We start from the raw sequence: 17,680 nt of genomic DNA on the forward strand, positions 1-17,680 counted from the left end.
GCTCGTACAATATTTGCGCGAAAATGGCAATATATTGACAAAATCTCGCCATCAAGTTGATGAATTACGCTCTGAAAATAAACATTTCATTATTTAAATAATAAAGTGGTTTACCCCCTATTGATTGGATTGGTGAAAAAACTACCCTAAATCCGAGGGGATGGTTTTGATCCCGCTCGGAATTATCGCTTTTGGGGGGTGGTGGATGTTGGGGTGGTTCGGCAATCAAAAGATGATCGTGAAGATCCTCGCACCGGTGATTCTGCTGCTGGCCTTCATGACGGCGATTGCCGTGACGGCGCTCCAGCGTCTGGAACTGGTTCAGCGGGTCTCGGAATATGCGCTGACCGTCGAGGCGGCGCGGCGTGCGACCATTCTCGACGTCGGCCGACATCTCAATGCGGCGACCGTGGCCGAGAAGAACGCCATCATCGAAAAGAACGTCGATGAAATGCGGCGTTTTTCCGCCATGTTCAACGAAGCGATGGCGCGGACCGACAAGGCCGTCGCCGACCTCGCCCTCACCGCGGACAGCGACATCCGCCGCGAAACCGGCGTGAAGATCAAATCGCTGGTCGACGCCTACCGCCAGAACGCCCTCAAGGTCATCGACCTGACCATTCAGGGCAAGGATGACGAGGCGTTCGCCCTCAGTTCCGGCGAAGGCGCCAAGACGCGCCGCGCGGCGTCTGAACTGATCGACGAGCGGGTCGAAATCAACCGCAAGGGTGTCGAGAAGGCGATACGGGAAGCCAGCGCCGCCACCGAGCAGACGCGGAGCGTCGTCCTGACGCTCTCCATCGCCGGCATCCTGCTGGGGCTGGGGTTGTCGTTGATCGTCGTGGTGCTTCTGATCACCCGTCCGATGACGCGCATCATCACCGCGATGACCCGCGTGTCGCAGGGCGAACTGGATTTCGCCATCGATGGGACGGAGCGCCGCGACGAGGTCGGCTTGCTCGCCCGCACCCTGGATGTCTTCAAAGGCAGCGCGCTCGAAGTCCGGCGCCTGACCGCCGAGCAGGAGGCACAGAAGGCGCGCGCAGAGGCGGAACGCAAGGCGGAGATGCGCCGACTTGCCGACCGGTTCGAGGGCAGCGTCAGCGCCATCGTCCAGAATGTGTCCTCGTCCGCCATCCAGATGCAGGGGGCTGCCGGCAGCCTGTCCTCCAATGCGACCCAGTCGACCGCGCAGGCGACCGCCGTCGCGGCGGCATCGGAACAGTCCAGCGCCAACGTGCAGACGGTCGCCGCGGCAACCGAGGAACTGGCCGCCTCGATCCTGGAGATCGGGCGTCAGGTGTCGAACCAGAGCGCCATTTCGGCAACCGCCGTGCAGGAGGCCGACCGCACCAACGCCAGCATGCAGCTTCTGGTCGAAACCGCCAACCAGATCGGCGCCGTGGTCGATCTCATCAATTCCATCGCTGGCCAGACCAACCTGCTTGCCCTGAACGCCACCATCGAGGCCGCCCGCGCCGGCGAGGCCGGCAAGGGCTTCGCCGTCGTCGCCAGCGAGGTGAAGGCGCTGGCCAGCCAGACGGCGAAGGCCACCGACGAGATCCAGACGAAGGTGAAGCAGATCCAGGGCGCCACCACCGGTGCGCGGGAAGCGGTGGCCGGCATCGCCGGGATCATCGGGCGAATGAGCGAAATCTCGTCGGCCATCGCCGCCGCCATCGAGGAGCAGAATGCGGCGACCTCCGAAATCTCCAACAATGTCGCCCAGGCGGCGCGCGGCAGCGAGCAGGTGTCCACCAACATCGTCGGCGTGACCAGGGCCGCCACCGAAACCGGCGCCGCCGCCGATCAGGTTCTGAGCACCGCCAACGGGCTGGCGAAGGAAGCGGAGCGGTTGAAGGCGGAGGTCGGCAACTTCATCGCCACCGTCCGCGCCGCCTGACCGTACCCGCATCCATCGTCCTCAATCCGCTCGCCGAACCGGACCATCCCATCCGTGGGACTGGGTCGGCAGGCGGATTTTCTTCGTCTCCGGATTGTGGTTGCTTTGCCCTGGCAACCTTTTTTGCGAATCCTACGCCGGAACTGGATGACTCCGTCTGGCTTGGGTGTTCATGCCAGGTAACGTCAATCCAGGGCGGGGCATCCATTATGATGGCGCGTTTCATTGTGTTCGGCTGCCTGCTGGCGGCCGGGTTGGCCGGCTGTACCCCAACTCCGAATTTACAGACGAGGACGACCACATTCATGCCGGCAACCGACGCCGGAAAACGCTGCGTCGCCCAATGCCAGCAGACGAAACAACTGTGCAACGCCGCGGTCGAATTGGGGTACCAGACCTGCATGGCCGAAGGGCTGACCCGTGCGCATGCGGCATATTACGAGTACAAGAAAAATCTTCCCAAAGGTGCGAAGCATGAAAGGCGAATTGGGGACTTTGAAAGTGAAATTCATTGCTACCGATTGAGCAGCTGTTCCCAGGATTACGATGAGTGTTTTGTGAGCTGCGGCGGCCGCATGGAGATGCAGACCTATTGTGTGAGCAATTGCAAACTGATGAAGCCGCCGCAGTCGGATGGGTCCAAGGTGGGGCCGGTCAGGGTGGTGCAATAGCCGCCGCCCGCCGCCGCAGCTCTTCGAAATCGCGGCCGGCATGGTGGGAGGAGCGGGTCAGCGGCGTCGCCGACACCATCAGGAAGCCCTTCGCCCGCGCCACCGTCGCATAGCGCTCGAACTCCTCGGGCGTGACGTGGCGGGCGACCGGGTGATGGGTGGGGGTGGGGCGGAGATACTGGCCGATGGTCAGGAAATCGACGCCCGCCGCACGCAGATCGTCCATCACCTGCAACACCTCCGCCGGCTCCTCGCCCAGCCCGACCATGATGCCGGACTTGGTGAAGATGCCTGGGTCGCGCTCCTTCACCCGCTCCAGCAGGCGGAGCGAGCCGTAATAGCGGGCACCCGGCCGCACCTCGGCATAGAGCCGCGGCACAGTCTCCAGATTGTGGTTGTAGACGTCGGGGCGGGCATCGGCGACCGCCTCCACCGCCCCTGGCTTGTTGCGGAAATCGGGGGTCAGCACCTCCACCGTCGTGGCGGGGGCGGTCTCGCGCAGGCGGCGGATGCAGCGGGCGAAATGCGCGGCACCGCCGTCCGGCAGGTCGTCGCGGTCGACCGAGGTGATGACGACATGGGCAAGGCCCAGCTTGCTCATCGCCTTGGCCAGCCGGTCCGGCTCGTGGGGGTCGAGCGCGTCCGGCCGGCCGGTGGCGACGTTGCAGAAGGCGCAGGCCCGCGTGCACACGCTGCCCAGGATCATCACCGTGGCATGCCGCTTGCTCCAGCACTCGCCGATGTTGGGGCAGGCGGCCTCCTCGCAGACCGTGTTCAGGCCGTGGCGGCGGACGAGCGATTGGGTGTCCTCGAACGCCGCACCGGCGGGGGCGCGGGCGCGGAGCCAGGCCGGCTTCTCGGCCCGGTGTTCCGGGCGGGGTGCATGCAGCGCGGGCAGGGCCATCAGTGGACAAGCTCCGGCTGTTCGGCTGCCGCGGCCACGGCTTGCGGCTGCACGATGATCTTCACGTTGCGGTCCTTGTGGGCGACCAACTCCTCGAAGCCGCCGCTGACGATGTCGCTCAGCGTGATGCGGCCGGTGATCAGCGGCTGCACGTCGATGCGGCCGTCGGCGATGAAGCGGATGACGTCGGCGAACTCGCCATTGTAGGCCAGCGAGCCGATGACCTGCTTCTCGGTGGCGACGATCTCGAAGAAGTTGAAGGCGCTGGGTTCCTCGAAGATGCCGACCAGAACCGTCTTGCCGGCCTTGCGGATGACGTCGATGGCGAGCTTGGCGGTGTCGCGGTGGCCGATACATTCGAACGACACGTCGGCGCCGTACCCGCCGGTCAGTGCCTTCACCTCCGCCACCGCGTCGCACTCCTTGGGATCGAGCACGATGGACGCGCCGACCTCCAGCGCCTTGGCCTTGCGGGCGGCGGACATCTCCAGAACGATGATCCGCCCGGCTCCCGCCGCCTTCGCGCACATGATGGTGCAGAGCCCGATGGTGCCGGCGCCGACCACCACCACCGTCTCGCCGACGATGCTGCCGGCCTTCTTCACCGCATGCATGCCGACCGCCAGCGGTTCGATCAGGGCGCCGGCCTCGGTCGGGAAGCCGTCGGGCAGCTTGTAGAGCAGTTCTGCCGGGACGTTGACCAGACTGGCGAAGGCGCCGTTGTTCATCAGGCCGGTGAAGGCCAGCTTCTCGCAGATGTTGTACATGCCGTGCTTGCAGTAATAGCACTCGCCGCAATGCTGGCAGGCGTCGGCCGCCACCCGGTCGCCGACGCTGAACCCGGTCACGCCCTCGCCGAGCACCGCGATCTCGCCGCTGAACTCGTGGCCGAGGATGCACTGGCCCTTCAGGCCGGTCAGCGGGTGCGGGGTGTCGACCGGGATGAAGACCGGGCCGGCGACATACTCATGCAGGTCGGACCCGCAGATGCCGCACCAATGCACCTTGATCTGCACCCAGCCGGCGGGCGGCGCGCCCGGCAGCGGCACGTCCTCGACCCGGATGTCCTTGCGGCCATGCCAGACGGCGGCCTTCATCGTGGTCGCCAAATCTTTGTTTATGGCATTCATGGTGTTGTCCTCCGGTTTTATCGTTGGGGCGGTTTTATCGTTGTCGGCGAGTGTCTGCTGCGGTCAGGCGAACACCATCCCGCCATCGACCAGCAGGGACTGGCCGGTCATGAAATCGCTGTCGGACGAGGCGAGGAAGCGGGCGACGCCGACCAGATCGTCGGGCCGCGACGGCCGCCCCAGCACGGCGCCGGCGGCGAACATGTCGAAGGCCTCGTTCTCCGACTTGGTGATGCCGGTGTCGCGGAAGCCCTGGTCGATGATCTTCCACATCTCGGTCGCCACCACGCCGGGACAGATGGCGTTGGCGGTGATGCCGTCCTTGCCGAAGCCGCGGGCGGCAGCCTGGGTCAATGCCACCACGGCGAACTTGCTGGCCGAGTAATGGGCCAGCGGCTCGTAGCCCTGCTTGCCGGCGATGGAGGCGGTGTTGACGATCTTGCCGCCGCTGCCCTGTTTGCGGAACGTCTTGATCGCCTCCTGCATGCCGATCAGCACGCCCAGCGCATTGACGTCGTTGACCGTGTGCCAGTCGTCCTCGGTGATGTCGAGGAAGGGCTTGGTCTGGGCGATGCCGGCATTGTTGAAGAGGACATCGAGCCGGCCATGGGCCTTCACCGTCTCGTCGATCATGCGGCGGACGGCGGCGCGGTCGCGGACATCGACGGTGACGGCGATGGCGCTGCCGCCGGCCGTACGGATGGCCTCGGCGACCTGTTGGGCGTCGGCCGCGTTGCGGTCGGCGATGGTCAGCTTGGCACCGTCGGCTGCCAGCGCATGAGCGATGGTGGCGCCGATGCCGCGGCCGGCGCCGGTGACGATGATGCACTTGTCCTTGAGATCGGGCATGAACGGTCTCCTGCCGGCGCGCTGGCGGACAGCCTGCGCGCCGGTGGCGAAGGGTTCGGGAACCGGGGAAAGGGGCGGGAAGGGGGCTGGCCTCCTCAGTCCACCTTGGCGATGTGGTCCTTCAGCAGCGCGTTCACTTTGCCGGCCGCCTCCATCTGCACCATGTGGCCGGCGCCGGGGATGACGGCGACCTGGGCCGTGTTCGCCAGCGCCTGGGCATGGTCGGCGGGGATGACGCGGTCCTCCTCGCCCCACACCACCAGCGTCGGCGTCCTGGCGTCCGCGATGCCGGAGGCGAGCACGCTGGCCTGCCGGCCCTCGGCGAACAGCGAGGCCGACAGCGCCCGAAGCGCCTCGTCCACACCGTCCAGCCGCTTGTACTTCAGGAGGTCGTCAACCATTTGGCGGCTGACAAGGCCACGGTCGGCGAAGAGCGTCTCCAGGACCGGTTTCAGGTCGCGGCGCGATGTCGCACCGACGAAACCCTGGATGTAGCTGTGGTCGATCTGCTCGCCGAGACCGGCCGACGCGATCAGCGACAGCGACGCCACCCGCCCCGGCGCGTCGAGCGCCGTGCGCATCGACACCGCCCCGCCCATCGAATGACCGACGAAATGGGCGCGCTCCACCCCGACCGCATCGAGGAAGCCCAGCACCGCCTTCGACAGGCCGGACAGGCTGGGATCGGCGATCCGCTTGTTCGACTGGCCATGGCCGGGCAGGTCGAGCGCATAGACGGTGGCCTTCTCCGCCAGCGCGTCGATGGTGAACAGCCAGTTGTCGAGATCGCCGCCGAAGCCGTGGACGAGCAGGACGGTCGGCCCGGTCTCGCCCCGCTTGGCGTAGCGGATGGTTCCGGCCGGCGTTTCCGCGGTGTGGTATTGCGGGCCGGCCTCGGCGTCGCCGTCGTCTTCGCTGGCCGGGACGGCATAGGCGCTGATGAAGGCATCGATGTCGTCGTCGGGCACGTCGGGGTCGGCCAGCACGGCGATCAGCGCCTTGACTGGGTAGACTGTGCCGGGCTCGCCCAGCACGCGGCGCAGCACGCCGGTTTCGCCCGCCTCGACCACATTGGTGATCTTGTCGGTCTCGACCTCCAGCAGTTCATCGCCGATGGAGATGGTGGATCCCGGCCGCTTCAGCCAGCCGGTGACCTTGCCTTCCGACATGGACAGGCCCCATTTCGGCATGACGATGGGCTTGATGCGCTCGTTCAACATGGAACTCGGTCTCCTGGGAATGCTTTTTTGCTTGGCGCACACCCCTCCCATCACTCCCGCTGAGGCGGGAATGAGGGGGTGGGGCGGCTCGTGCGTGCTGTGTGGTGTGAGGCCGGTCTGTTACGCCGCGATCCGCGGCGATGCGCCCTTGGGCGACAGGGTGCGCTTCACGGCGCTGGCGATGCTGTCGGCGCTGGGAACGTACAGATCCTCCAGCGAGGGCGCGAAGGGCACCGGGGTGTGCGGGGCGGTGACCATCTGGATGCCGGCCTTCAGCGCCCCGAAGGCGTTCTGGCCGACGAAGGCGGCGATGTCGGTGGCGAGGTTGCAGCGCGGATGCGCCTCGTCCACCACCACCAGCCGGCCGGTGCGCTCCACACTCTCGACGATGGTGTCCCAGTCGATGGGCGACAGGGTGCGCAGGTCGATCACCTCGGCCTCGGTGCCCTCCTTCGCCAGCGTCGCCGCCGCCTCCATCGCGCGGTGGACGGTCAGGCCGTAGCTGACGATGGTCACGTCGTCGCCGTCGCGCAGCACGTTCGCTTCGCCGAAGGGGATGGCGTAGCTCTCGGCCGGAACCTCGCATTCCAGGCCGTAGAGATTCTTGTGCTCGCAGAAGATCACGGGATCGTTGTCGCGGATCGACTGGATCAGCAGGCCCTTGGCGTCATAGGCGTTGCTGGGGCAGACCACCTTCAGACCCGGAATGTGGGTGAACAGCGGGGTGAGCATCTGCGAATGCTGGGCGGCGGCGCGGAAGCCGGCGCCGACCATGCCGCGGATCACCACCGGGGTCTCCGCCTTGCCGCCGAACATGTAGCGGAACTTGGCGGCCTGGTTGAAGATCTGGTCGAAGCAGACGCCCATGAAGTCGAGGAACATCAGCTCGGCCACCGGCCGCAGCCCGCAGGCGGCGGCCCCGACGGCGGCACCGATATAGGCGGATTCCGACAGCGGCGTGTCCATCAGCCGGTCGCCATGCTTGGCGTACAGACCCTTGGTGACGCCCAGCACGCCGCCCCAGGCGTCGTCCTCGCCCTGGGCGCCGGTGCCGCCGACGATGTCCTCGCCCATGACGATGACGGTGGGGTCGCGGCGCATCTCCAGATCCAGGGCCTCGTTGATCGCCTGCTTCATGCTGATCTTGCGGGACATGTGTTTCCTCCGCGCGTTTCGCGTCTCTTGGATTGGGGTTTGGCTCAGTAGGCGACGTAGACGTGGCTCAGTAGGCCACGTAGACGTCGCGCAGCAGGTCTTCCGGCGCCGGCAGCGGGGCGGCCTTGGCGGCGCGCGTGGCGTCCTCGATCAGCGCGTTCACCTCGCGGTCGATGGCCTGCAGCTCGTCGCGGCCGATCACCCCGGCCTCGACCACCCGTTCCGACAGGATGGTCAGGCAATCGCGGGACGCGCGGATCGCCTCCAGCTCGCCCTTGGCGCGGTAGGTCTGGGCGTCGCCCTCGAAATGGCCGTAGAAGCGGACCATGTTGCATTCCAGCAGCGCCGGGCCGCCGCCGTCGCGGGCGCGGCGGATGATCTCGCCGGCTGCCTCGTACACCGCGAAGAAGTCGGTGCCGTCCACCGTGACGCCCGGCATGCCGAAGCCGGTGGCGCGGTCGACGTAGCTGTCGCAGGACACCGCCCACTCCATCGCGGTGGATTCGGCATAGCCGTTGTTCTCCACCACGAAGACCACCGGCAGGTTCCACACCGCGGCGAGGTTCAGGCTCTCCAGGAAGGTGCCCTGGTTGGACGCGCCGTCGCCGACGAAGGTGATGCCGACGCCGCGGTCGCCGCGCACCTTGGCCGCCAGCGCCGCGCCGCAGATCAGCGGTGCCCCGGCGCCGAGGATGCCGTTGGCGCCCATCATGCCCTTGGACAGGTCGGCGATGTGCATCGACCCGCCCTTGCCCCGGCAGGCGCCAGTGCTGCGGCCGTAGATCTCCGCCATCATCGCGTGGACGTCGACGCCCTTGGCGATGCAGTGGCCGTGGCCGCGGTGGGTGGAGGCGATGCGGTCGTTGTCGTTCAGGTGCATCATGATGCCGGTGGCGCAGGCCTCCTCGCCGGCATAGAGGTGGACGAAGCCGGGGATGTCGCCCTTGGCGAAATCGACGTGCAGCCGCTCCTCGAACTCGCGGATCGTCCGCATGGTGCGGTAGGCCTTCAGCAGCTCGTCCTTGCCGAGAGGGAAGGGATTCTGGGCCATGAGGTGTTTTCTCCCTGGAGTGTGTTTGATGTTTAGAAGGCGGCGGCGACGGGCACCGGGGTGCCGGTCAGCAGCCGGTTCTGGCCGGCGTGCCGCATGACCGCGGCGACGTTGACCGTGCGGAAGGCGTCGTCCCTGAGCGTCAGGGACAGACGGTCGCGTTCGGTGAAGGACAGCTCGCGCTCGCCATCCAGCGCGATCGAGCCGGCGGTGACCTCCGGCACGAAGGCCACGCCGGCCGGCATGCGGCGCCAGTCGGTGACGCCGACCCGGGCCATCATTCCCGGCGCGATGGGAGCGTTGAGGGTGGTGATGCCCCTGCGGCAATCGCCGGCGCCATCGCCATTGGGCGACAGCCGCACCATCAGGCCGCCGCTCTCGTCGCGGCCGACGGGTTCCAGCAGGCCGGCGATGGCCGACATGCCGATCACCTCCGGGTCGGCGAAGGTGACGTAGAGTTCGCGGAAATTCTCGGTCCGCCACAGGGCACGGGCGCCGATGTAGCGCTCCGTCACCAGGGCGACATCGACCAGCGCCATCTCGGTGACGGTGGCGCCGGTCGCCCCGCTGTCGAGCGATACGTCGATCCGCTTGTTGGCGGCAAACGCGATGTGCGGCGGCACCCGCCCGGTGACCGCCAGCCCGGTGGCGAGCCCGGTGATCGTCGGCTCGCGATGTTCGGGGAAGGCGTTGTTGGTGCCGGTGGAGATGCCGGCGATGGGCACCGTCCCGCATTCCGCCGCCACCGCCCGATGGGTGCCGTCGCCGCCCAGCACCACCAGAGCCGACACGCCGGCCCGCCTCATCTCCGCGGTGGCGCGGTGGGTGTCGGCGACGGTGCCGGTGACCGGCATGGAGACGGTGTGGAGGGCAGGGTAGATGTCCTGGCCGCCCGAGGCGCCATTCCCCCTGGCCCGCATCAGGCCGCGCTCGACATGGGCACGGATGCCGCCATTCTCCGGCATCATCAGCACGTCGCGGACGCCGCAGGCACGCAGCGCCGCCAGCACACGCAGCAGGATGTTCGCCCGGTCGGCGATCTGCAGGCTGGTGGCGTTGGCGACGACCCGGCGGATATCGCGGGCTGAAACCGGATTGGCGACGATGCCGACGACCGGAGCCAAGATGGCGCCTCCCCCTCGCTGATGCGCGCCGTTGATCGACGCGCGGTTCGAGGGAGTAAGAGCAACCGCCGTGCCAGATGGTCAGTTCAGCGGATTTTCTTGATTTTCAACGGTTGGAGGTGGTGCGGCGGGGTGGGGCGTTGCAACACCTGTTGCACGGACTGTTGCGCCGCCGGTGCAACAGGTGTGGCGCTTCATGCGTGAGATTGGAACCATCCCGCCGCACTCCGGCATTCCACCGTTGCGCAACACCCGTCTTGCCAAGCACTTGTCCGCCGCTCTAGCTTCCTTTGGTCATACCAATGAACCGTCCAGCGGGGAGGACAACACCCATGACCGTCATCGCCACCACCCGGCCGCGTGCGGCCCTGACCGAGGAGGCCCGGGCCGAGCTGTCGGCTCTGCTGGGCGACCGGTTCACCACCTCCCTGCCGGTGCGCGAGCATCACGGCAAGGACGAATCCTATCACACCCCCTTCCCGCCGGACGGCGTCGCCTTCGCCAACTCGACCGAAGAGGTCAGCGCAATCGTCAGGATCTGCGCGAAGCACAAGCTGCCGATCATCCCCTTCGGCACCGGCACCTCGCTGGAGGGCGGCATCGCCGCGCTGGCCGGCGGCATCACCATCGACCTGTCGGGCATGCAGCAGATCCTGCGCGTCAGCCCGGAGGATCTGGACGTGACCGTCCAGGCCGGCGTGACCCGCAAGCAGCTGAACGAGCATCTGCGCGACACCGGCCTGTTCTTCCCCATCGATCCCGGCGCCAACGCCTCGCTGGGCGGCATGTCGGCGACCAGGGCCAGCGGCACCAACGCCGTGCGCTACGGCACCATGCGCGAGAATGTGCTGGGCCTGACCGTGGTGCTGGCCGATGGCCGCGTCATCAAGACCGGCGGGCGGGCGCGCAAGTCGGCGGCCGGCTATGACCTGACCCGGCTGTTCGTCGGCTCCGAAGGCACGCTCGGCATCATCACCGAGGTGACGCTGAAGCTCTACGGCATCCCGGAAGCCATCTCGTCCGCCGTCTGCGCCTTCCCGACCATCAAGGGCGCCGTCGACACGGTGATCCAGACCATCCAGGTCGGCGTGCCGGTCGCCCGCATCGAACTGCTGGACGAGGTGCAGATCGACGCCGTCAACAAATACTCCAAGCTCGACTACGCCGTCGCCCCGACCCTGTTCTTCGAGTTCCACGGCACCGAGGCCGGGGTGAAGGAGCAGGCGGAGATGGTGGCCGCCATCGCCGCCGAGCATGGCGGGATGGAGTTCGCCTGGGCCACCCGGCCGGAGGACCGCTCGAAGCTGTGGCAGGCCCGGCACGACGCCTACTACGCGGCACTCGCCTTGCGTCCGGGGTCGAAGGGCTGGCCGACCGACGTCTGCGTGCCGATCTCGCGGCTTGCCGACTGCATCCTGGAGACCAAGCAGGATCTGGCGGAGTCCAACATGCTGGCCCCGATGGTCGGCCATGTCGGCGACGGCAACTTCCACCTCGTCTATGTCCTCGACCCCGAGAACCCGGCGGAGCTGGCCGAGGCGCAGCGCCTCGCCGACAAGATGGTGACCCGTGCGCTGGAGATGGGTGGCACCTGCACCGGCGAGCACGGCATCGGCTACGGCAAGATGGCCTTCCTGGAACAGGAAACCGGCGAAGCGTTCAACGTCATGGGCGACCTGAAGCGGGCCTTCGATCCGGACAACCTGCTGAATCCGGGCAAGGTGGTGCGGGTGTAAGGGGGCCTCGGCCCCCTCCTTCCCCTCACCGGAACTTCGGCCGCCGCCCCGCCTTCAGCGCCTGCACCGCCTGGTCCAGCGTCTGGAGGAACTGCGACTTGTCGCGCTGGCTCATCGGGGCGTTGCCGCCGCTGACCACGCCCATGTCGCGCAAATCCTGCATCAGCGCGCGGGTCGCCAGTGCCGAACCGACGCTGTCGGGCGTGAAGGGGCGTCCGGTCGGGCCGATCACCACCGCGTCGCGCTTCACGCAGCGGTCGGCCAACTGGATGTCCGCCGTCACCACGACGTCGGTCGGGCCGGCATGCTCGGCGATCCAGTTGTCGGCGGCGTCGAAGCCGTCGCTGACCACGACCAGTTCCGCCATGCACTCCGTCGGCAGGCGCAGCGGCGCGTTGGCGACCAGCCAGACCTTGGAGCCGGTGCGGCCGGCGACCTTGTAGACCTCGGCCTTGACCGGGCAGGCGTCGGCATCGACGTAGATTTCGACCTTGGAACTGACCAATCCTGTTCCTCCCGTCGCCGCCCGGCCCCCGCCGGGTGGCTCAACAAGGTTTCATGCAAGGCCCTTATGCGCTAAAACCAGTCCCTAGCGACAGGGTGCCGTAGAACCATCGGGATGGGGCGGCGCCAATTCTCACATTTTTTCGGAAGGTCGGAGCGGCGCATGGCGTCCTACCAGTATGTCTATGTCATGAAGGGCCTGACCAAGGTCTATCCTGGCGGCAAGAAGGTTCTCGACAACGTCTGGCTCTCGTTCCTGCCGGGTGTGAAGATCGGCGTGCTCGGCGTCAACGGTTCCGGTAAGTCGACCCTGATGAAGATCATGGCCGGGCTGGACAAGGACTACTCCGGCGAGGCCTGGGTGGCCGAGGGCGCCAAGGTCGGTTACCTGCCGCAGGAGCCGCAGCTCGATCCGACCAAAAACGTCCATGAGAACGTCATGGAAGCGTTGGGCGAGACCAAGGCGCTGCTCGACCGCTTCAACGAAGTGTCGAACCTGATGGCCGACCCGGACGCCGACTTCGACGCGCTGCTGGCCGAACAGGGCGAACTGCAGGAGAAGATCGACGCGGCCGACGCCTGGGACATCGACCGCACGGTCGAGATCGCCATGGACGCGCTGCGCTGCCCGCCGGGCGACGCCGACGTGACCAAGCTGTCGGGCGGCGAGAAGCGCCGCATCGCGCTGTGCAAGCTGCTGCTCGAGAAGCCCGACCTGCTGCTGCTCGACGAACCGACCAACCATCTCGACGCCGAATCGGTCGCCTGGCTCCAGAAGCATCTGGAGGACTACAAGGGCACCGTCGTGCTGGTCACCCACGACCGCTACTTCCTCGACAGCGTCACCGGCTGGATCCTCGAACTCGACCGCGGGTCGGGGATTCCGTGGGAAGGCAATTACTCGTCCTGGCTGGAGCAGAAGCAGAAGCGCCTGGAGCAGGAAGGCCGCCAGGAAGAGTCGCGCCAGAAGCAGCTGGCCACCGAACTGGAGTGGATCCGGCAGAGCCCGCGCGCCCGTCAGGCCAAGAGCAAGGCGCGCATCACCGCCTACGAGACCTTGCTGGCCGAAAGCGGCAAGGAACAGTCCGGCGAGACCCGGATCGTCATCCCGGTGCCGCCGCGCCTCGGCAACGTCGTCATCGAGGCGGAGAGCATCGCCAAGGGCTTCGGCGACCGGCTGCTGATCGACGGGCTGTCCTTCCGGCTGCCGCCGGGCGGCATCGTCGGCGTCATCGGCCCGAACGGCGCCGGCAAGACCACGCTGTTCCGCATGATCACCGGGCAGGACGGGCCGGATGCCGGCACCTTCCGCGTCGGCGACACGGTGAAGCTCGGCTATGTCGACCAGAGCCGCGACAGCCTCGACGCCAAGAAGACGGTGTGGGAGGAGATCTCCGACGGGCTGGATCTGGTCGAGCTGGGCAAGAAGACCATGCCCAGCCGCGCCTATGTCTCCAGCTTCAACTTCCGCGGTCCCGACCAGCAGAAGAAGGTCGGGCAGCTGTCGGGCGGTGAGCGCAACCGCGTCCACCTCGCCAAGATGCTGAAGTCCGGCGCCAACGTCCTGCTGCTCGACGAACCGACCAACGATCTCGACGTCGATACGCTGCGGGCGCTGGAAGACGCGTTGCAGAGCTTCGCCGGCTGCGCCGTGGTCATCAGCCACGACCGCTGGTTCCTCGACCGCATCGCCACCCACATCCTGGCCTTCGAGGGCGAAAGCCACGTCGAATGGTTCGAGGGCAACTTCCAGGATTACGAGGTCGACAAGAAGCGCCGCCTGGGCGCCGACGCCGACCAGCCGCACCGCATCAAGTACAAGCCGCTGGTGCGCAGCTGATCCTGGCTGCCGATCCTGGTGGCTGAACGGAAAAGGCCGCCCCCTCCGATTGGAAGGGGCGGCCTTTTCCATATCCGTGAACGGTCAGTCCGGTCAGCGGGTCACATCGTCCGACCGGTCGGTGCGGCGGTCACGCAACTTTTCGTCCCGCGTGTCCTCGATCTCCACCTCGGTGCGGCGGACGGTGTCGCGGACACTCTGGGCGCGTTCCTCGACATCCTTGCGGACCACGACGGTTTCGCGGACATGGGCGGTCTTGCTGACCACCGCTTCCTCGTCGGTCTCCGTCACCTCGATGGTGCGCTCGCGGAAGGCGTCGGCCGGGACCTCGCTGCTGCCCCCGACCAGGCCGCCGGGGCGGCGCTCGACGGTGACGGTCTCGTCACGCAGGCGGACCTGCTCCTCGACCGGCGTCTCGACGACATAGCTGCGGACGCGGACGCCGCCGCGCTCGACGCTGCGCTTGCCGATGTTGACCTGCTCCTCGACGATCGGAATCTGCTCTTCCCGTTCGGCGCTGCCGGTCCGGGTGCTGTCGGCGTTCACGTCGCGCATGGCGGCGGCGGCTCCGGTCAGCCCGGCCGCAGTGCCCGCTGTCGTGCTGCCCATCGTCGTGCTGCCCGTGGTGTCGATGGCGGTGCGGCCCGGCGAGTAGCGTACGCGCTCCTCCTCCGCCGATTGGTCATCGTAGTAAGCGGCGGTTTCGTCGTAGCCGGCCCAGCCGGAGTCGCGGTAGGCGCTGCCGCGTTCCTCGACATCCACCACGTTGCCGCGCTCCAGCACGTCCATGGCGCGGTCGACATCCTCCTCTTCCAGCCGCAGTTTCAGCAACGATCCGCCGCGGCGCACGCCTTCGGCATAGACCTGCGCATCCTGGTTCGGGATGCCCCAGCCGGTCAGCCGGGCCAGCATTCCGCCGGATCCGCTGCCGGTCATGACGCCGCCGGATCCCATCGTGCCCATGCCCGCTCCGGCGCCCAGGCCGCTTTCCATGCTGAGCCCGGTGCCCGGCACCGTGTTGGGCGAGGCGACATAGCCGGTGGACAGGTCGGTGCGGGCCATGCCGCTCGCCGCACCGATGGAGCTGTCGCCGGTCAGGGAGCCGGCGGCGGTGCCGGTGGGGGAGCCGCTCAAGTCCCTGTCGCCCCAGCCGCCGCTGGACAGGTCGCTGTGCGACAGGATTTCGATGACGCTGGACTCGAACCCGGCAGCCTGCAGATCGCGGGATGCGGTTTCCGCGTCGGATCGGTGGTCATAGAGGGCAACGATGGTTTTGGTCATCGGTCTCACTCCTCGGGCGAAGTCTGATTGGGGGATCGGACGGGGGAGGGCGGGGTGGTCACACGCTCCACCACCGCGTCTTCGGAACGCAGGGTGACGGGCTGCTCGATCTCGACGGTCCGTCGGTTCTTGCGGATGTGCAGCTCTTCGCGGAGCACCAGGCGCAGTTCCACCACCAGCACCTCCTCCACCAGCGGGATCACCGTGACGTCCCCCTCCTGGCGGATGCCGGGATGGGCGTCGATCTCGCGGTCGATGGGGACGCGGGTGACGGTGGCCTCCTCATGCTCCAACGCTTCGCGGACGATCTGCTCGCGTTCGGACACGCGGGTGGTGACGCGGACGCGGCTTCGCTCGACCCGCTGCTTGCCGACGGTCACCGACTCGTCGTGCAGGGGAATGACCGCATCGTCGCCGTCGCTGCGCCGGGCGGGTGGCGGTCCGGTGTCGGCCGTCATGGCGGCGGGTGCCGCCGGGTCAGCGGAACAGGAGATAAAGGACGACCGCGACCACGATCAGTCCGATGATGATCCACATCCAGTTCATGCCGAAACTGCCGGCTCCGCCGTCGGAACCGCCATACACACCAATTTTCCTGGGCTTCTGTTCGTCTGCCATGGGAGCCTCCTATCGGATGTAGACCGGCAGGGTTTTGCTCCCATCCGGCACGCATCCTTCAAACAGAGGCACGTCACTGATCGTTCCGGGGATTCAACGATCCTTTGAAATAGACGGAGCGATGGCAGGAAAATTTGTGCGGCCGGTGTCAGCCCGCCATCTTCTGGTGTTCCAGGAAGGCGGTCTTCAGCAGCGCCTTCAGGTCGTCGCCATACTGGTGGAAGCGGACGGACAGCTGCCCGCGCTCCTCGTCGCGGTGCAGGACGACGAGGTTGGCGACGGCGGCCACCTCCTGCTGGTCGGCCAGCACGACGCGGGCCTGGAAGGTCTGGCCGCGCTGGTAGGGCTGGTTGACCGCCAGCAGGCACAATCCGCCGACCGACCAGTTGCGGGCGGGGAAGCTGCCATGGTCGGTGTGGACGACCATGCCGGGGCGGACGAAGCGCTTCTGCCGCCGCCGTTCTTCCGGCGGGGGCGGGGGGAAGGGGCTGGTGGCGCCGGTGATGTCGATGCCGGAGCTGTCGGTCAGCGCCTTGGTGAACACGGCACCGCGCACGATTGCCGGCCCCATGGTGGAGTCGCGCAGGTCGGCGTCGGAGAAGTCGGCGCCCTCGAAATTGGCCGGCCAGTCGCGGCCGCCGGCCAGCGGCACCGGTCGGGCATCGACCCCGTTCATCAGCGTGTGAGCCAGATAGGCGCGGCGCAGGGTGGCCCCGCGCAGCACGGCGTCGCGCAGGTCGGCCTCGTCGAGGTCGATGTAGGACAGCTCCGCCATCTCCAGGCTGGCCTTGGTCAGCCGGGCGCCCGGCAGGCGGCAGCGGCGCAGGCGGGCCGCCGCCAGCGTCCGCCCATGCAGGTCCGCCCCCGCCACCGACACGAGGTCGAGGTCGAGCCGGGCCCCCTCCGCCCCGCCGCTGTCGACCCAGCGCTCGTGCCGCTCCACCAGCTCCAGGAACTCGGCGACCGGCATCGCGCTGTAGCTGGGGCGGACGATGGCGTCGGGCGGCAGGGCGAAGGGGATGAAGGTGCGGGTCAGGGTGGCGTGGTCCATCACCGTGTTGCCGAACACCGCCCCGTCGAGGTTGGCGCCGCAGAAATCGGTGCCCATCAGCACGGCGGAGGTCAGCTCCGCGCCCGTCAGGTCGGCGTCGTTCAGGTCCGCCCCGGTCAGGTCGCAGCCGGAGAAATTGGCGCCGGCCAGGATCGACCGCTCCATCTTCGCTTCGGTCAGCCGGGTGGTGCCGGTGCCGCGGGTGGAGGTCCGGCCACTGCCCTCTTGGCCGCCCTCCTGGCCGCTGCTGTCCACCAGCTCGCCCGCGCGGAAATCGGCACCGCGCAGGTTGGCATCGGTCAGCAGGGCGCGGTGCAGGTTGGCGCCGCGCAGGTCGGCGCCGGTCAGGACGGCGCCGGTCAGGTTCACCGCCTCCATGTCGGCGCCGAACAGGTCGGCCTGCGACAGGTTTGCCTTCACCATGCGGGCGTTGCTGAGGTTGGCCCCGGCCAGCTTGGCGCCGGCCAGCGACACGCGCTCCAGATTCAGCCGCGAGAGATCGCGGAAGCTGAGGTCGGCGCGCCGACCGCTGGACGGCCGTTTCAGCCATGCCTGATGCGCCTGGATGATCGTCCGGAGTTCGTCGATCTCTTTCGGATCGCGTTCGGCCATGGCGTCGGGTTCCCGGATCCAACCGTATGAC

At 67.5% G+C, this 17,680-nt stretch carries 16 protein-coding genes; 4 read left to right on the forward strand and 12 right to left on the reverse strand.

Going from position 1 to position 17,680, the window contains the following annotated elements:
- The first annotated feature begins 232 nt into the window (after nucleotides 1–232).
- A complete protein-coding gene (locus ACWPN8_RS05840; RefSeq protein ID WP_492240167.1) occupies nucleotides 233–1,903 on the forward strand; it encodes a methyl-accepting chemotaxis protein in 1,671 nt (556 codons plus the stop codon).
- Between the two features lie 209 nt (nucleotides 1,904–2,112).
- On the forward strand, nucleotides 2,113–2,574 hold the full coding sequence (locus ACWPN8_RS05845) for a hypothetical protein (protein WP_492240168.1): 462 nt from the start codon (nucleotides 2,113–2,115) through the stop codon (nucleotides 2,572–2,574).
- Here the strand turns inward: ACWPN8_RS05845 and lipA are convergent.
- From lipA to ACWPN8_RS05880, 7 genes are all read right to left on the reverse strand, one after another.
- A complete protein-coding gene (lipA, locus tag ACWPN8_RS05850) occupies nucleotides 2,558–3,478 on the reverse strand; it encodes a lipoyl synthase (RefSeq protein WP_492240169.1) in 921 nt (306 codons plus the stop codon). The two genes, ACWPN8_RS05845 and lipA, sit on opposite strands and share 17 nt — an antisense overlap.
- Entirely contained in the window at nucleotides 3,478–4,608 is a 1,131-nt protein-coding gene (locus ACWPN8_RS05855) for a 2,3-butanediol dehydrogenase (protein WP_492240170.1), read from the reverse strand. Before ACWPN8_RS05855 ends, lipA begins: the two co-directional genes overlap by 1 nt.
- 63 nt (nucleotides 4,609–4,671) lie before the next feature.
- Entirely contained in the window at nucleotides 4,672–5,457 is a 786-nt protein-coding gene (locus ACWPN8_RS05860) for a glucose 1-dehydrogenase (protein WP_492240171.1), read from the reverse strand.
- Nucleotides 5,458–5,552: 95 nt separating this feature from the next.
- Nucleotides 5,553–6,677 carry an acetoin dehydrogenase dihydrolipoyllysine-residue acetyltransferase subunit gene (locus ACWPN8_RS05865; protein WP_492240172.1) on the reverse strand — a complete coding sequence of 375 codons (1,125 nt, stop codon included), beginning with the start codon at nucleotides 6,675–6,677 and terminating at the stop codon, nucleotides 5,553–5,555.
- Between the two features lie 120 nt (nucleotides 6,678–6,797).
- Nucleotides 6,798–7,832 (reverse strand): alpha-ketoacid dehydrogenase subunit beta, encoded by a 1,035-nt coding sequence (locus tag ACWPN8_RS05870; RefSeq protein WP_492240173.1) that lies wholly within the window; start codon nucleotides 7,830–7,832, stop codon nucleotides 6,798–6,800.
- Between the two features lie 67 nt (nucleotides 7,833–7,899).
- A complete protein-coding gene (locus ACWPN8_RS05875) occupies nucleotides 7,900–8,883 on the reverse strand; it encodes a thiamine pyrophosphate-dependent dehydrogenase E1 component subunit alpha (RefSeq protein WP_098740309.1) in 984 nt (327 codons plus the stop codon).
- A gap of 32 nt (nucleotides 8,884–8,915) precedes the next feature.
- The gene (locus ACWPN8_RS05880; RefSeq protein ID WP_492240174.1) at nucleotides 8,916–10,007 is read right to left on the reverse strand and encodes an ATP-NAD kinase family protein; all 1,092 of its coding nucleotides are present in this window, start codon (nucleotides 10,005–10,007) and stop codon (nucleotides 8,916–8,918) included.
- 332 nt (nucleotides 10,008–10,339) lie between these two features.
- Between ACWPN8_RS05880 and ACWPN8_RS05885 the strand changes: the two genes are divergently transcribed.
- The gene (locus ACWPN8_RS05885) at nucleotides 10,340–11,743 is read left to right on the forward strand and encodes an FAD-linked oxidase C-terminal domain-containing protein (RefSeq protein ID WP_492240175.1); all 1,404 of its coding nucleotides are present in this window, start codon (nucleotides 10,340–10,342) and stop codon (nucleotides 11,741–11,743) included.
- A 25-nt stretch (nucleotides 11,744–11,768) separates the two neighbouring features.
- Here ACWPN8_RS05885 and ACWPN8_RS05890 read toward each other — a convergent pair whose 3' ends face one another.
- Nucleotides 11,769–12,248: a YaiI/YqxD family protein gene (locus ACWPN8_RS05890; RefSeq protein ID WP_492240176.1), complete on the reverse strand. Its 480-nt coding sequence runs from the start codon at nucleotides 12,246–12,248 to the stop codon at nucleotides 11,769–11,771.
- Between the two features lie 162 nt (nucleotides 12,249–12,410).
- Between ACWPN8_RS05890 and ettA the strand changes: the two genes are divergently transcribed.
- Nucleotides 12,411–14,087: an energy-dependent translational throttle protein EttA gene (ettA, locus tag ACWPN8_RS05895; RefSeq protein ID WP_098740304.1), complete on the forward strand. Its 1,677-nt coding sequence runs from the start codon at nucleotides 12,411–12,413 to the stop codon at nucleotides 14,085–14,087.
- 93 nt (nucleotides 14,088–14,180) lie between these two features.
- Here ettA and ACWPN8_RS05900 read toward each other — a convergent pair whose 3' ends face one another.
- The 4 genes from ACWPN8_RS05900 to ACWPN8_RS05915 form a co-directional block, all read right to left on the reverse strand.
- Nucleotides 14,181–15,368, reverse strand: coding sequence for a YsnF/AvaK domain-containing protein (locus ACWPN8_RS05900; protein WP_492240177.1), 1,188 nt, complete (start codon nucleotides 15,366–15,368; stop codon nucleotides 14,181–14,183).
- A 5-nt stretch (nucleotides 15,369–15,373) separates the two neighbouring features.
- Nucleotides 15,374–15,826, reverse strand: a complete 453-nt coding sequence (locus ACWPN8_RS05905; RefSeq protein ID WP_492240178.1) for a YsnF/AvaK domain-containing protein — start codon at nucleotides 15,824–15,826, stop codon at nucleotides 15,374–15,376.
- Between the two features lie 19 nt (nucleotides 15,827–15,845).
- Nucleotides 15,846–15,986, reverse strand: coding sequence for a hypothetical protein (locus tag ACWPN8_RS05910; protein ID WP_492240179.1), 141 nt, complete (start codon nucleotides 15,984–15,986; stop codon nucleotides 15,846–15,848).
- Between the two features lie 148 nt (nucleotides 15,987–16,134).
- Nucleotides 16,135–17,649 (reverse strand): pentapeptide repeat-containing protein, encoded by a 1,515-nt coding sequence (locus ACWPN8_RS05915; protein WP_492240180.1) that lies wholly within the window; start codon nucleotides 17,647–17,649, stop codon nucleotides 16,135–16,137.
- Nucleotides 17,650–17,680: the final 31 nt, after the last annotated feature.

The sequence above is a fragment of the Azospirillum sp. UENF 112521 genome (genome assembly GCF_058780665.1).